The sequence below is a fragment of the Brachybacterium sacelli genome (assembly GCF_017876545.1).
In the GTDB taxonomy this organism is placed as follows: Bacteria; Actinomycetota; Actinomycetes; order Actinomycetales; family Dermabacteraceae; genus Brachybacterium; species Brachybacterium sacelli.
Genome location: NZ_JAGIOD010000002.1, coordinates 263,164 through 277,617, shown reverse-complemented (window position 1 = coordinate 277,617; position 14,454 = coordinate 263,164). Strand labels below are relative to the sequence as shown.

Annotated in this window: 13 protein-coding genes; 9 read left to right on the top strand and 4 right to left on the bottom strand. The window is 71.0% G+C overall.

Translation table 11 applies throughout. The features are described from left to right. Positions 1–45: 45 nt before the first annotated feature. The gene (locus JOF43_RS23195) at positions 46–2,130 is read left to right on the top strand and encodes a S9 family peptidase (RefSeq protein ID WP_342592203.1); all 2,085 of its coding nucleotides are present in this window, start codon (positions 46–48) and stop codon (positions 2,128–2,130) included. A gap of 19 nt (positions 2,131–2,149) precedes the next feature. On the opposite strand, the gene JOF43_RS15390 is transcribed toward JOF43_RS23195, so the two are convergent. Beyond that, positions 2,150–3,613 (bottom strand): SulP family inorganic anion transporter, encoded by a 1,464-nt coding sequence (locus tag JOF43_RS15390; RefSeq protein WP_209903725.1) that lies wholly within the window; start codon positions 3,611–3,613, stop codon positions 2,150–2,152. 150 nt (positions 3,614–3,763) lie between these two features. Between JOF43_RS15390 and JOF43_RS15385 the strand changes: the two genes are divergently transcribed. Both JOF43_RS15385 and JOF43_RS15380 read left to right on the top strand, forming a co-directional pair. Continuing rightward, positions 3,764–4,033: a hypothetical protein gene (locus JOF43_RS15385; RefSeq protein WP_209903723.1), complete on the top strand. Its 270-nt coding sequence runs from the start codon at positions 3,764–3,766 to the stop codon at positions 4,031–4,033. Between the two features lie 157 nt (positions 4,034–4,190). After that, on the top strand, positions 4,191–4,370 hold the full coding sequence (locus JOF43_RS15380) for a hypothetical protein (RefSeq protein ID WP_209903721.1): 180 nt from the start codon (positions 4,191–4,193) through the stop codon (positions 4,368–4,370). 134 nt (positions 4,371–4,504) lie between these two features. Here JOF43_RS15380 and thiD read toward each other — a convergent pair whose 3' ends face one another. The 3 genes from thiD to thiM all read right to left on the bottom strand — a co-directional run bounded on the left by thiD (position 4,505) and on the right by thiM (position 7,138). Continuing rightward, positions 4,505–5,434: a bifunctional hydroxymethylpyrimidine kinase/phosphomethylpyrimidine kinase gene (thiD, locus tag JOF43_RS15375; protein WP_209903719.1), complete on the bottom strand. Its 930-nt coding sequence runs from the start codon at positions 5,432–5,434 to the stop codon at positions 4,505–4,507. Between the two features lie 106 nt (positions 5,435–5,540). Beyond that, on the bottom strand, positions 5,541–6,296 hold the full coding sequence (locus tag JOF43_RS15370) for a thiamine phosphate synthase (protein ID WP_209903717.1): 756 nt from the start codon (positions 6,294–6,296) through the stop codon (positions 5,541–5,543). Then, entirely contained in the window at positions 6,293–7,138 is an 846-nt protein-coding gene (thiM, locus tag JOF43_RS15365; protein ID WP_209903715.1) for a hydroxyethylthiazole kinase, read from the bottom strand. The genes JOF43_RS15370 and thiM overlap by 4 nt, the downstream gene beginning before the upstream one ends. Before the next feature lie 502 nt (positions 7,139–7,640). On the opposite strand from thiM, the gene JOF43_RS15360 reads away from it, so the two are divergent. The 6 genes from JOF43_RS15360 (at position 7,641) to JOF43_RS15335 (ending at position 14,450) form a co-directional block, all read left to right on the top strand. Then, entirely contained in the window at positions 7,641–8,906 is a 1,266-nt protein-coding gene (locus JOF43_RS15360) for a calcium:cation antiporter (protein WP_377783755.1), read from the top strand. Positions 8,907–8,951: 45 nt separating this feature from the next. Continuing rightward, entirely contained in the window at positions 8,952–9,692 is a 741-nt protein-coding gene (locus JOF43_RS15355) for a dienelactone hydrolase family protein (protein WP_245354695.1), read from the top strand. A 387-nt stretch (positions 9,693–10,079) separates the two neighbouring features. Then, on the top strand, positions 10,080–11,396 hold the full coding sequence (locus JOF43_RS15350; protein WP_342592202.1) for a quaternary amine ABC transporter ATP-binding protein: 1,317 nt from the start codon (positions 10,080–10,082) through the stop codon (positions 11,394–11,396). Beyond that, entirely contained in the window at positions 11,393–12,301 is a 909-nt protein-coding gene (locus JOF43_RS15345; RefSeq protein WP_209903710.1) for an ABC transporter permease, read from the top strand. The genes JOF43_RS15350 and JOF43_RS15345 overlap by 4 nt, the downstream gene beginning before the upstream one ends. Before the next feature lie 49 nt (positions 12,302–12,350). Continuing rightward, positions 12,351–13,307, top strand: coding sequence for a glycine betaine ABC transporter substrate-binding protein (locus JOF43_RS15340; protein WP_209903708.1), 957 nt, complete (start codon positions 12,351–12,353; stop codon positions 13,305–13,307). A 261-nt stretch (positions 13,308–13,568) separates the two neighbouring features. Next, on the top strand, positions 13,569–14,450 hold the full coding sequence (locus JOF43_RS15335; RefSeq protein WP_209903706.1) for a glycine betaine ABC transporter substrate-binding protein: 882 nt from the start codon (positions 13,569–13,571) through the stop codon (positions 14,448–14,450). Positions 14,451–14,454: the final 4 nt, after the last annotated feature.

Here is a 14,454-nt window from a genome sequence, read left to right as displayed (position 1 = left end):
ACCGACCACGGTCCGCGACGCGGCGATCGCGGTACCGTGACACGCGTGTCTCACCCCACCCCCGTGCCTGAGTCCCCCACGTCCTCCGGATCGGCTGCACCGACTCCTTCGTCGGGCCCCTCAGGGGCCCCGGACCCCGCCGGGTTCACCGACTTCTCGGACGTCGACGGTTTCCTGCGCATCCCGCGCCTGGCCTCGTTGGCCGCCGGTCCCGACGGCCGGGCGGTGGCGGCGATCCAGGAGGCCGACGAGCCCGGCGCGAAGCTGGTCTCCTCGCTCTGGGAGCTCGACACCGCCGGCGAGCGGCCCGCGCGGCGCCTGACCTTCTCGCAGAAGGGCGAGAGCTCCCCCGTCTTCGCCCCGGACGGCTCGCTGCTGTTCAGCTCGGCGCGCCCGGATCCGCAGAACGAGGGCGACGAGGACACCTCCGCGATCTGGCGCCTGCCGCGCACGGGTGAGGCCCAGGTCGTCGCCTCAGCACCAGGCGGGCTCAGTCTGCTGGCGGTGGCCGATGACGGCATGCTGCTCGGCGCGACCGAGGTGCTGCCCGGCGGCACGCTCGAGGACGATGCCGAGCGTCGGAAGGCTCGCAAGGACGCCGAGCAGACCACCATCTGGCACACGGGCATGCCGATCCGGCAGTGGGATCACGAGATCGGCGACCGGAGCCGCCGCCTGGTGCTGGTCACACCCGAGGGGGACCTCACCGACCTCACCCCGGACGTCGGCACCGTCACCCTCTACTCCGCCTCGGCGGACCTCTCCCCCGACGGCGCCACGGTCGCCACCTCGTGGACCCAGCGCGTGCGCGGCGGGGAGACCCGCAGCTCGATCGCGCTGATCGACACCGCGACGCTACGCCGCAGCGCGCTGCTCGTCGCGGACGACGACGCCCAGTACGGCAGCCCTCTGTTCTCCCGCGACGGGCAGCGTCTGGCCGTGATCCGCTCGACCACCTCGACCCCGACCGACACCAGCTACAGCCGCCTGGAGATCCACCCGATCGGCGGCGGGGACCCGGTGACGGCGCGGCTCGGCGATCTCAGCATCGGCGACGTGGAGTGGGCGGACGACGGCACCCTGCTGGTCGCTGGTGACCTGCACTCCTCCGGGGCGATCCTCACGGTCGACCCGGACACCGGCGCCGTGCGCACCGTGGCGGACGGCGCAGTCTTCAGCGCTCTCGCCCCGGCTCCCGACGGGTCGGTGCTCGCCCTGCGCAGCGACGTGGCGACTCCGGCCCGCCCGGTGCGGATCGCGATGGACGGCGCAGCGCGCGAGCTGCCCGCCCCGGGGACTGTCACGGACCTGCCCGGCACCCTGGAATGGGTGGGGGCCGACGTGGACGGCGTGGTCGTCGGCGGGTGGCTGTGCCTGCCGCGGGGTGCCACCGCCGAGGAGCCGGCCCCGGTCATGCTCTGGGTCCACGGCGGGCCGCACGGCTCCTACAACGCCTGGAGCTGGCGCTGGTGCCCGTGGCTCGCGGTCGAGCGCGGATATGCGGTGCTGATGCCGGATCCGGCCATGTCCACCGGTTACGGCGACGCCGGGTTGAATCGTGGCTGGCCGCGTCGGCCCGACGTCGTCTTCCACGAGTGCGAGAGGCTCTTCGATACCGTGCTGGCCCGGCCGGAGCTCGACGGCAGCCGCACCGCGATGCTCGGAGCCTCCTTCGGCGGGTTCATGGCGAACTGGATCGCCGGGCACACGGACCGCTTCGACGCGATCGTCACCCACGCCGGGCTGTGGGCGCTCGAGCAGCAGCACCGCACCACCGACGCCGCGGCCTCGAAGATGCGGGTGCACCGCCACGAGGACGAGGACCCGGACTGGTATCGCACCTCCTCCCCGCACCGCGCAGTCGGCGCGATCACCACCCCGATGCTGGTCACGCACGGCAACCGCGACTACCGGGTGCCGATCAGCGAGGCTCTGCGGCTGTGGTGGGATCTGGTCTCCACCTGGGACGGCCCGCCGGAGACGATGCCTCACCGCTTCCTGCAGCTGACCAGCGAGAACCACTGGGTGCTCACGCCGTCGAACGCGCTGGCCTGGAACCAGACCGTGCTCGCGTTCTGCGATCAGCACGTGCTCGGCGCCGAGCCGGTCCCCGAGGTCCTGCCCTGGTGACCCGCTCGCCGGCCCGGTCTCAGTTCAGGGTGCCGGTGAGACGGCCGTGGAAGCGGGTGGAGTGCTCGTCGAGTCCGAGGAAGCGCACGTCGATGTCGTGCTCGGCGTACTTGGTCTGCACCGAATCGAGCACGGCGACGGTGGAGGCGTCCCAGATCTGGGCTGCGGAGAAGTCGACGGTGACCTGCGGCGGGTCCTCGGCGTAGGAGAACTGCTCGACCAGGTCGTTGCTGCTGCCGAAGAACAGCGGGCCGCGCACCGTGTACTGGGCGGTCCCTTCCGCGACGATCCGGTCGACGGTGGTCACGTGCGCCACGCGCCGGGCGAAGAGCAGGATCGCCAGCACGGCGCCGGCCGCGACGCCGATCGCGAGATTGTGGGTGATCACGACGACGGCGACGGTCACGACCATCACGCAGGTCTCGGACACCGGCATCCGCTTCAGCGTCGAGGGACGGACACTGTGGAAGTCGACGGTGGACAGGGCGACCACCATCATCACCGCGGCGAGCGCTGCCATCGGGATCTGGGCCATGAGGTCCGAGAGCACAGTGACCAGGACCAGCAGCAGCACGCCGGCGATGAAGGTGGAGAGGCGGGTACGGGCCCGGCCGAGCTTCACGTTCACGACGGTCTGGCCGATCATGGCGCAACCGGCGATGCCGCCCCAGAATCCGGCGAGGATGTTCGCGGTGCCCAGGGCCCAGGACTCGCGACTCTTGGAGGACTTCGTGTCGGTGATGTCGTCCACGAGCTTCGCCGTCAGCAGCGTCTCCATGAGCCCCACGAAGGCGACGCTGAGCGCCGTCGGCCCGATGATTCCCAGGGTCTCGAGATCCAACGGCACCTGGAGCTGAGTGAGGCCGGGCAGGCCGCCGGACATCTCCCCCTGGTCGCCGACGTCCGGGACGGCGAGGTGGGCGATCATCGCGATGGCGGTGACCACCACGATCGCCACCAGCGGCGCGGGCACGGCCTTGGTCAGTCGCGGCAGCAGGAGAACGATCACCAGGGTGAGCGCGAAGAGCGGGTAGACCGCCGTCGGCACGTCGAGCACGTGCTGCAGCTGCGCGGTGAAGATGAGGATGCCCAGGGAGTTGACGAAACCGATCATCACCGAGCGCGGGATGAAGCGCATGATGCGGGCCAGCCCTGTGACCCCGAAGACGATCTGGACGATCCCGGCGAGGAACACGGTGGGCAGCAGGTACTCGACGCCATGCGTGTGCACCAGCGGAGCCACGACGAGCGCGACGGCGCCGGCGGCCGCCGTGATCATGGCGGGCCGACCGCCGAGGATCGACATCGACACGGCGAGCACGACCGAGGCGATGAGGCTGACCCTCGGGTCCACCCCGGCGATCACCGAGAAGGAGATCACCTCGGGGATGAGGGCCAAGGTGGTCACGGCACCCGCGAGCACCTCGGTCGTGAGCAGACGGGGCCGGCGCAGAGCCTGGAGAGTCGTGGGGGTAGCGGTCACGCAGGGATTTTACGGGAGGGTCCAGGTCCGCGGCGGTGGCGTGGGACTGGAGCCGACCGCTCGGCGGGCGCGCCGCCGCGCACCGGGACTACCCTGGAAACCTCCTGCTCCACAGCGCACCGCGCGCGGGCCCGACCGGACAGAGGATGCATGACTCCGCAGAAGCGCCGCTCCTTCGATGCCACATGGCTGCCCTTCGGCATGATGATCGGCTTCGTGGTGGGGATCGGGGCCGCCCTGACGGTCACCGACAACCTGCTGATCGGCGCCGGGGCCGGATTCCTGGTCGGAGCGGCCCTCGGAATCGTCCTCGGGCTGCGCCCCCGCCACATCTCGACATCGGACGAGGATGCCGAGGACGACCGCTACCGCGCCTCCCACGGCGATTCCGACCCCCGCCGGAACGACGAGGAGCACTGACCGAGCCCGGACCTCCGCGTCGTCCTTCCTCCCCACCCTTCGCATCCACTTTTTTTCCAGGTGTCACACGGCGGAGTCCGAGTTTGTGGTGCCATGGTGGTCACCATCTGGTCATGAACGACCAGTGAACATCGCCTTACTTGTCCAGGAGGATCCGATGAAGGTCACCGACACGCACGACACCGCTGCTGGGCACTTCGACTACCTCGACGCCGGGCCCCTGGGCACCGTCGTGCCCGATGAGGGGCACGACAACACCCGGGACCTGGTCGATCTGGTCTCGGCCTCCGTCCCGGGCCCCGAGGCGGGCGAGCACCTCACGGCCCGCAGCGCCTGAATCACGCCCCGGACCGGCGGCGTCGCCACCCCCCCCCGTGGGGGCGGCGCCGCCTGCCCGGGGCTCTCACCACCTCTCAGAGGCGTCGACCGCGAGGCCGCCGACCACGGTCCGCGGCGCATCCTGCGGTGCGCTCAGTCCTCCGCCTCGCGGCGGGCGATCGTGATCAGGTGATCGACCGGCCCGTGCCCGTCCTGCGGGGCGACCGAGAGCTGCTGCTCGGCTCCGCCGCGGAGCGCGCGCTGCAGGAAGTCGCGTCCGGCCCCGATCGCTGCGAGGTCGTCACCGGGTGCCTGCGCACCTCCGATCTCGTCGGCCGCGTCGGGCGTGGTCGCCAGGAAGCGAAGCCCTCCGTTCCCGGGCGTCCGAGCCCGGGCGATCCGGGCGTACTGAGCAGCGATCGCCGCGGCCAGGGTGCACCCGGTGCCGTGCGTTCCCCGGGTGTGCACGCGCTCGGCCCGCAGCAGGTCGACGCCCCCGGGGTGGGCGACGACGTCGACCACCTCCTCCTCCGCCTCACGGTGCCCACCCTTGAGGACCACGACCTCGGCGCCGAGGTCGCGCAGCTGCTCCGCCTGGTCCGCCATGGCGTCGAGATCGGCGGCGACGGGGACGTCCAGCAGCCGCGCCGCCTCGGGCAGGTTGGGCGTGATCACGTGCGTCAGCGGCAGCAGCCGCTCGCGCAGCAGCTCGGTCGCGGTATCGGGCAGCAGCACGTCCCCGCTGGTGGCGACCATGACGGGGTCGAGCACGAGGTGGCCGAAGGCGACCCGTCGGCTCCCGATGGTCTCCGCGAGAGCCGCGATCACCTCGGCCGAGGCGAGCATCCCGATCTTCGTCGCGTCCAGCGGGATGTCGTCGAGCACGCTGGTGACCTGCCGGATCACGTCCTGCGGGTCGATCGGGATCACGGCCTGGACACCGCGGGTGTTCTGCGCTGTCAGCGCCGTGATCGCAGAAGTGCCGTAGACGCCGAGAGCGGTGAAGGTCTTGAGGTCGGCCTGGATGCCGGCGCCCCCGCCGGAATCGGAGCCGGCGATCGTCATCGAGGTCGGTGGCCGCATGGCGGGAAGCTCCTGTTCGGGTGAGTGCACGACGGGTCGCGACCGGCACGGGCCGCCAGCTGCGCGCACGCTGGGCGGCCCCGCGGCCCCTCGCGCACCGGGCGAGTCATGGTCCTGGAGTCCCACGGGCCACGATCCCACGGTCGACCGCCCCACGGTCGAAAGCGGCGAGAAGTTCGGAGGCCGCCCGCTCGGGCTCCTCCGCCGCCGCGATCCGGGAGACGACGCAGACGCCCTCGACGCCCCTCGCCGCCAGCTGCACAGCGAGCGGAGCGTCGATCCCCCCGATGGCCACCGTGCGCGGCAGGCCCCACCCTGCTCCTCCCGCCGCACGGCGAGCCGCGACCCAGGGAGTGAGGCAGGCGTCCAGACCCTCGAGGCCCAGGGGCGAGGCGGCGTCGGCCTTGGTGTCGGTGGCGCGGACCGGGCCGATGCCCAGCACATCGGCCGATCCCTCGGAGAGGGCCTCGCGCACCTGGTCAGGGGTACCGGTGGACAACCCGATCATCAGCTCGTCACCGAGAACCTCGCGGGCCCGTCGCGCCGGCACGTCGCCCTGGCCCACGTGCAGGTGGCAGCGGATCCGTTCGGCGACGGCGAGCCGGTCGTCGACGACCAACGGGATCTGCGCCGCGCGGGGGCCGAGTCCCCCGCGCAGCAGGCGCCGGCACTCCTGGACCAGTTCGGTGAGATCGGCGTCGGAAGCGTGCTTGTCCCGCAGCTGGATGATGCCTGCCCCACCCCGCACGGCGGCGAGGACCACGGCGGGCACGGCGTCGATACCGCCGGAGAGCACGGAGTCGGTGACGTGGTAGAGGCGCAGGTCGACGGCGTGCGCGACGCGCAGCGACGCCCGACTCACGCCATGACCCCCGCCGTCTCGGGATCCTCCTGGATCCCCACCAGCGTCACGACGTCCTCGGGGGTGAGGGTGTCCAGCGCGTCGAGCCAGGCGACCGCGAAGGAGCCGACGCCCTGCGCCGACCGGGCCGCGACCGTGCCCGCGGCACCCAGCAGGGCGTGGGCGGCCAGCACCGCGTCGTGCGCGGTGAGGTCGCTGCCACGAGTGGCACCGAGCACGGCGGCGCACACGGCACCGAGGGAGCAGCCGGTGCCGATGACCCGGGGCATCAGGGCGTCCCCGCTGGTGAGCACCGTGGTGCGATCGGCGGAGATGATCGCGTCGCGTTCGCCGGAGACGGCGACCACCGCGCCGCTGCGGCGCGCCAGGTCGCGGCCGGCGCGCAGGACGGCCTCGACGGAGTCGGTCGCGTCGACCCCGCGGCCGCCGGCGCCCTCGCCGGCCAGGGCCGCGATCTCGGAGGCGTTGGCCCGGACGGCGGTGGGGCCGAGGGCGAGCAGCTCGTGGGCGAGCGGAGTGCGTACGGGTAACGAGCCGACGGCGACCGGGTCGAGCACCCAGGGCGCCCCTGCCTCTCCGGCCGCGCGGGCCGCAGCGGGCATGGCCTCGACCTGGCCGGGGGTCACGGTCCCGATGTTGACCAGGAGCGCATCGGCGACACCGGCGAACACGGGCGCCTCGCGCGGATGATCGACCATCGCGGGTGCTGCGCGGACGGCCAGCAGGACGTCGGCGGTGATCTGCTGGACGACGGTGTTGGTGAGGCACTGGACGAGCGGGCTGCGCTCGCGCAGGACCTCGAGGGCGTGCCGGAGTCGGATGCCGGGCGTGCTGGCAGTCATGAGTGACGATCCCTTCGCAGGTGCAGACCAGAGCAGGTTCGACGGGTGTGTTCTCAGCCGTCGTCGGTCGACGGCACCCCGTGTCAGTGGTCGGCGACTCTAGCAGGCGATCCGACGTCCGGGCGCACACCTTCCGACGCCATGGATCCATGACGCTTCCTTGACCTTTCCTTGACTTTTTGGCACGGTGTCTCCGGTGCGTCCTTTCGTGCGGAGGCCGGGACAGGTAACCCGGACCACCGACGAGAGGCGTCGTGCGGAGGAGATCCGCACGAGATGACCGCGCGAGATCACCGTGCGCGGTCTCCCGGATCGCCCGAGCCGGGAGACCGCGCCGCGGGACTGCCTTCGTCAGTGCTCCTCGGTACTGGTCGGTGCGCGTCAGGAGTCGTCCGTCAGGGGACCTCGGGGCGGGCCGGTCGGCGACCGACCCGCCCCGAGGTGCGGTCAGGTCGCTCACCAGCGCTTCACCTCCCGCTCCCGGTCACCTACCGTGGGAGCTGTGTCGCCCGCGGATCGGCGGCGCCGCGGCCGGGACGACCCGGTCGCCGGGACTCCGGCGAGGACGGCCTCGGAACTGGAGGCGCACACCGTGCCGTCGCCCGACCGCTCCCCCGCCCTCACCGGCCGTCGCCTGCTCCCCACGCTCCTGACCCCCGACGCGCTCGTGCGCCTCGTGCTCGGCTGGGCGTCCGTCGCGGCCATGGTCGTGGCCGCCCCTGACCCGGGCGCGCTGTCCGGGCCCGTCCTGCTCCTACTGCTGGCGGCGATCGTGTCGGTCATCGTGGTGGCCGCGGGTGGCGTCGTGCAGCAGGCCGAGGCCCTCGCGCACCGCCTGGGCGACCCCTACGGCACTCTGGTGCTGACCCTCTCGATCGTGGTGATCGAGGTGGTGCTGATCGCGGCCGTGATGCTCGGCCCGGGCGAGCACGCCACCATCGCCCGCGACTCGGTGATGGCGGTCTCGATGATCATCATGAACCTGGCGCTCGGGATCTGCCTGCTCGCGGCGGGGATCCGCCACGGCGGCCTGACCGCGAACCGCGCGGGTACCGCGACCTACCTCGTGCTGCTGACGGCCCTCGGCGGCCTCACCTTCGCGCTGCCCGCGCTTGTCGGCGGCGACGGCTCCTTCGCCCCGGTGCAGGCTGCCGTGGTCGCCGTGGCGACCGTCGTGCTCTACGGGGCCTTCCTGTGGCGCCAGACCGGTGTCCGCGCCGCGGACTTCCAGGAGGTCGGCGTCGCGACGGAGCACGATAACCCCGCCCAGGAGGACGCGCGATCCGTCCCCCTCGCGGCGGTTCTCCGCACCCATCACCGCGAACTGCTGGCCCGCGCCCTGCTCCTGGTCGCCACCGTGCTGCCCATCGTGCTCCTCTCCCACGACATGGCCGGCCTGCTCGACGACGGTCTGGCCCGACTCGGTGCGCCCGGCGCGCTGGGCGGCGTGCTCATCGCCATGATCGTGTTCACCCCGGAGTCGATCACCGCAGTCCGTGCGGCGCTGGGCGGGGAGATCCAGCGGGTGGTCAATCTCTGCCACGGTGCCCTGGTCTCCACCTTCGGCCTCACGATCCCGACCGTGCTGGTGATCGGGCTCCTCACCGGGCAGCAGGTGGTGCTCGCCGAGTCCTGGGTGAACCTGCTCCTGCTCGGTGCGACCCTCGTCGTCTCCGCGGTCACCACGGCCGCCCCCCGCACGAGGTCGATCCACGGGGTGATCCACCTGGTGCTGTTCGCGGTCTACGCGCTCGCCCTGTTCGTCTGACCCAGGGTCCGCCGCAGCCCGAGGTACAGTCGCGCTGTGAGTGCGATGACGTCTCAGATCCCGACCGATGCCGGTGACCTGCCCGGGCTGCTCTGGCTGCCCGAGAACCTCGAGCAGCCGGTGCCCGGCCTGGTGGTGCTGCAGGAGATCTTCGGGCTGTCCGCCTATGTGCAGCAGCGATGCGCGGATCTCGCGGCCCTCGGCTACGCGGTGCTCGCCCCGCAGCTGTTCGCTCGCCTGGACCCGCCGGTGGTGGGCCTGGAGGACGGGGAGAACGCCGAGGCCTGGCTCGCCGAGGGAATGGACCTGACCCAGCAGCTGCCGTGGGACCGCGCCGTGGCCGACTCCCTCGCCGCCCTGAACGCGCTGCGGGCGCAGGGCGCTGTCGACTCCGAACGGGTCGGCCTGCTCGGCTTCTGCTACGGCGGGGGACTCGCCTTCGCGACCACCGCTGCCGCGGCCCTCGAGGAGCGCGCACCGTCGGTGCTGGTGAGCTACTACGGCTCGGCGCTGCCGACGCTGCTGGACCTCGCGGAGCACGTCACCGTGCCGAGCCTGCACCACTTCGGCACCGCCGACGCCTTCATCCCGCCGGCGACGGTCGAGCAGATCCGTGAGGCAGTCACCGCCGGTGGCACCCGGGACCAGGTGCGCTTCGCCCTGCACGAGGGTGGCGGCCACGCCTTCGACAACCCGCACCCGTCCTTGTATCACGCACCGTCGGCCGAGGCCGCGTGGCAGCAGACTCGCGACGTCCTCGCCGAGACCCTGCCGACCCGATCCTGACTCACGCCGCGTCCCGTCGGCCCACGGCCCGGCCGTCGGGGAACGTGCCGCAGATCATCACCGGTGCCGCAGCGCGCCGCGGAAATGCGCACGTGACCGAATAGTTATCTCCGGATTGTCCGACAGTCCGGATGCCCGGACGCTGGTCCGAGCGCCTGCCGCGTCATCCCAGGCCATACGGACTTCCCGAACGCTCCCGCCGCACCGGCGCACCGTTCGGGACCGCACCTGACCGGGGATGAAAGCCCTGTTCCTGGGCGCGGACCGTTTGCCGAGCCTCTGAAGAGGCGCGATCATGACATGTCGGACCGGTGCCCTGCAGGAGGGGGACCAGGCAGAGGGAAGCCGGTCCGCACCTGCCGAACGTCTACCGACGAAGGAGCCCCAGTGCCACCAGTCATCACCGCCGACGGCCTGTACAAGGTCTTCGGTCGACGGCCCGCTCGAGGAGTGGAGGCGCTCCGGCAGGGGCGGTCCCGCACCGAACTGCGCGACGAAGGACTCACCGCAGCGGTGATCGATGCGAGCTTCAGCGTCGACCCCGGCGAGATCTTCGTCGTCATGGGTCTGTCCGGCTCCGGCAAGTCCACGCTGATCCGCATGGTCAACGGGCTGCTGCCCGCGACCGCGGGTGAGCTGCGGATCGGCGACGAGGTGCTCTCGTCCATGTCCCCCGCGAAGGTGCGCGCGGTGCGCCGCCAGCGCATCTCCATGGTCTTCCAGCACTTCGCCCTCCTCCCCCACCGCACCGTCGGCGAGAACGCCGCCTACGGCCTGAAGATCAGCGGCATGAGCCGCCCGGAGCGGGAGAAGAAGGCCGCCGAGGCCCTTGAGATGGTCGGCCTGAAGGGCTGGGGCGGCTACCACCCCGACAACCTCTCCGGCGGCATGAAGCAGCGGGTGGGCCTGGCCCGTGCACTGGCCGCCGGCACCGACATCATGCTGATGGACGAGGCCTTCTCCGCGCTGGACCCGCTGATCCGTCGTGACATGCAGGACCAGCTCATCGAGCTCCAGCAGCGTCTGGAGAAGACGGTCCTGTTCATCACCCACGACCTCAACGAGGCCATGCGCATCGGCGACCGGATCGCCATGATGCGCGACGGCCGCATCGTGCAGGTCGGCACCTCCGACGAGATCCTCAACGAGCCCGCCAACGACTACGTCGCCCGCTTCATCCAGGACGTCGACCGCTCCCGCGTGCTCACCGCCTCCTCGATCATGGAGCAGCCGCCGGAGACCCTCGGCATCGCCCAGGGGCCCCGCACCGCGCACAAGCTGCTGCGGGAGACCCAGAACTCCTGGCTGATCGTGCTGAGGCGCGACCGCACCCCGGCCGGAGTGCTGTGGGAGGACGACGTCGCCCACGCGGTCAGCGAGGGCCGCAACGAGCTCCCGTGGTCCGACGAGCACGGCATGCCGATCGTCTCGCAGGACACCCCGCTGGCGGAGCTGTTCGCCGCCTCGGCGCAGAACCGCAGCCCACTGGTCGTCGTCGACGACGAGGGCCGCTTCGAGGGCGTCATCCCGCGCGTCACCCTGCTCACCGCCGTCGGCGAGGCGAACGAGGACAAGCGCGGCGACACCGACGCGCCGGCCGAGGACCTCGAACCACCGCAGGATCCGGCTGCCTCCCCGGATCCGAGTGCCGAAACCGCCGAGCCCAGTACCGACGACCACACCGATGGAGGTGACGCCCGATGAATCCCGATGACGAGAGCGGCATCCTCCCGCACATCCCGATCGGTGACTGGGCCGACGAGGGGCTCAGCTGGCTGAAGAGCACCTTCGCCGAGTTCTTCGACGCGGCGAAGGCGGGCATGGCCCTCCCGATCGAGCACTTCGCCGAGTGGCTGATCGCCGTGCCGGCGCTGCTGGCCATCGTGGTGTTCGCGGTGCTCGCCTACGTGGTGCGTTCCTGGCAGTTCGCACTGGTGACCATCGTCGGCTTCCTGCTGGTGCTCTCCCTGGAGCAGTGGGAGGCGATGCTGCAGCTGATGTCGCAGGTCATCATCGCCACGCTGGTGGCGGTGATCATCGCGATACCCGTCGGCATCCTCGCCGGCTCGAACAAGGTGGTCAGCGCCATCGTGCGCCCGGTGCTGGACTTCATGCAGACGATGCCCGCCTTCGTCTACCTGATCCCCGCGGTGCTGTTCTTCTCCCTGGGCTACGCCCCGGGACTGTTCGCCACGGTGATCTTCGCGCTGCCCCCGGGCGTGCGCATGACGGAGCTCGGCATCCGGCAGGTCGACCCCGAGACGGTCGAGGCCGGCGAGTCCTTCGGCGCCACGCCGTGGCAGATCCTGCGCGGCATCCAGCTGCCCCTGGCAGTGCCGACGATCATGGCCGGCGTCAACCAGGTCATCATGCTCTCGCTGTCCATGGCCGTCATCGCGGGCATGGTCGGCGCCGAGGGCCTGGGCAAGGAGGTCACCGACGCCGTCTCCACGCAGAACCTCCCGCAGGGCGTCGAGGCCGGCCTCTCCGTCGTGATCCTGGCGGTCTTCCTCGACCGCATGACGGCGGCTCTCGGGAACCCCAAGGAGTACCCGTCCTCGCTGGTCGGAGTGATCAGCGCCGCTCGCCGTCGCAGGGCCACGGCCTGAGCACCTCCTCGAATCCATGCACGACCACCCCGTGAAAGGAACACCGATCATGACGTACCGACGACTCACACTCCCCCGCAGCAGCGTCTCCCGTCGCGCCGCGATGCTGGGCGGCGGCGCCGGCCTGATGGGCCTCGGCCTCGCCGCCTGCGGCGGCAGCGGCGACGGCGGCAGCGGCGGCGGCTCGGGCAGCGACAGCGGCGGCGGCGCCGGCGACACCATCAAGCTCGGCTACATCTCCTCCTGGTCGGACGGCCTGAGCATGGCCTACCTGCTGGAGAACCGTCTGACCGCGATGGGCTTCAAGATCGAACACACCGAGATCAGCGACGCCGGTCTGCTCTACGCAGGCCTCTCCGAGGGCGACGTCGACATCAACCCGTCGGGATGGCCCGAGGTCACCCACAAGGCCTACATGGACGAGTACGGGGACAAGATCGAGGATCTGGATGCCTGGTACGAGGGTGCCAAGCTCAATCTCTCGGTCCCGGGCTATGTCGACATCTCCTCGATCGAGGAGCTCGTCGGACAGGGCGATCGCTTCGGCGGCCGTATCGTCGGCATCGAGTCCGGAGCCGGTCTGACCAGCGCGACCCAGGACTCGGTCATGCCCGAGTACGGGCTCGACGAGGACTTCGAGCTGGTCACCTCCTCCACCCCGGCGATGCTCACCGAGCTGGGCAGCGCGATCGACGCGGAGGAGGACATCGTGGTGACCCTGTGGACGCCGTTCTGGGCGAACTCCACCTATGACGTCACGGCCCTCGAGGACCCCAAGGGGGCGTTCGGCGAGGCCGAGGCGCTGCACATCCTGGGTCGCAGTGGATTCCAGGAGGACTTCCCCGAGGTCGCCGACTACCTCAGTCAGATCAAGATCTCCGACGAGCAGTACAACGCGCTGGAGGACAAGGTCGTCAACGAGTTCGGCGAGGGCAAGGAAGCCGAGGCCGTGGAGGCCTGGCTCGAGGAGAACCCGGACGTCATCCCGGAGCCCCCGGAGGCCTGATTTACTCGTGATGAACTCGGGGACCCGCGCGGACCATCCCTGACCCCCGCGGTCGGGAGGTGCGTGAGCGCATGAGCGCTCGCTGACTCGGCCGACGGCCGAGGTCCCACCGCGCCGCCCGACCTGAGACCGGTGTCCCGCCATGACGGCGGGGCTCCGGTCTCTTCGCGTGCACTGCGCACGCGCGGCCGAGGTGACCGGCCCCGCAGGGTCCGACCGGTCGCACCTCACCACCCGGCACGAACCCCTTCAAGGAGAGACATGACGATCACACGACGAAGCGCACTGCTCGGCAGCGGCCTGGCCGCCCTCGGCCTCGCGGGCTGCTCGAGCGCCGATGGCGGGGGCGCCGGCGACCCGATCACCATCGGGTACATGGAGTCCTGGTCGGACACCGTCGCGATGGCGCACCTGCTGGCGAACCGGCTCGAGGCGCTCGGCCACGAGATCGAGTTCGAGAACCTCTCGGATGCCGCGCTCCTGTTCACCGCGCTGGCCAACGGTGACGTCGACATCTATTCCTCGGCCTGGCCCGACGTCACCCACGCCGCCTACATGGAGGAGTACGGCGAGGACATCGAGGACCTCGTGACCTACAACTCCGGGGCGATGAACATGCTCGCGGTGCCCGAATACACCGACATCGCCTCGATCACGGAGCTCGCCCCGGATCCGGCACGGTTCGAGGGTCGCCTCGTCGGCATCGAATCCGGCGCGGGTCTCACCGCCGCCGTGGAGGACTCCGTCATGCCCGCCTACGGGCTGGAGGAGGGCTTCGAGTTCCTCACCTCCTCGACCGCCGCCATGCTCACGGAGCTCGAGAGCGCGATCTCGGAGCAGGAGGACATCGTGGTCACCCTCTGGCGTCCGTTCTGGGCGAACCAGACCTACCCGGTGAAGGCCCTCGAGGATCCGCAGCTCGCCTTCGGGGAACCGGAGACGATGCATGTCCTCGCACGTGCAGGTTTCCAGGAGGACTTCGCCGACGCCGCCGAGTACATCGCCGGCATCGCCCTGAGCGACCAGGAGTACGAGTCCCTCGAGAACCTCCTGGTCAACGATTACGGCGACGGCGAGGAGGCCGAGGCCGTGGCGGCCTGGCTCGAGAAGAACCCCGATATTCTCCCGGCCGTCGAGAGCTGACCTC

Coding starts and splice junctions, on each gene's coding strand:
- JOF43_RS15340 (WP_209903708.1), top strand. CDS start 12,351: ATGACGTACCGACGACTCACACTCCCCCGCAGCAGCGTCTCCCGTCGC.
- JOF43_RS15335 (WP_209903706.1), top strand. CDS start 13,569: ATGACGATCACACGACGAAGCGCACTGCTCGGCAGCGGCCTGGCCGCC.
- JOF43_RS15355 (WP_245354695.1), top strand. CDS start 8,952: ATGACGTCTCAGATCCCGACCGATGCCGGTGACCTGCCCGGGCTGCTC.
- thiM (WP_209903715.1), bottom strand. CDS start 7,138: ATGACTGCCAGCACGCCCGGCATCCGACTCCGGCACGCCCTCGAGGTC.
- JOF43_RS15380 (WP_209903721.1), top strand. CDS start 4,191: ATGAAGGTCACCGACACGCACGACACCGCTGCTGGGCACTTCGACTAC.
- JOF43_RS15385 (WP_209903723.1), top strand. CDS start 3,764: ATGACTCCGCAGAAGCGCCGCTCCTTCGATGCCACATGGCTGCCCTTC.
- JOF43_RS15345 (WP_209903710.1), top strand. CDS start 11,393: ATGAATCCCGATGACGAGAGCGGCATCCTCCCGCACATCCCGATCGGT.
- thiD (WP_209903719.1), bottom strand. CDS start 5,434: ATGCGGCCACCGACCTCGATGACGATCGCCGGCTCCGATTCCGGCGGG.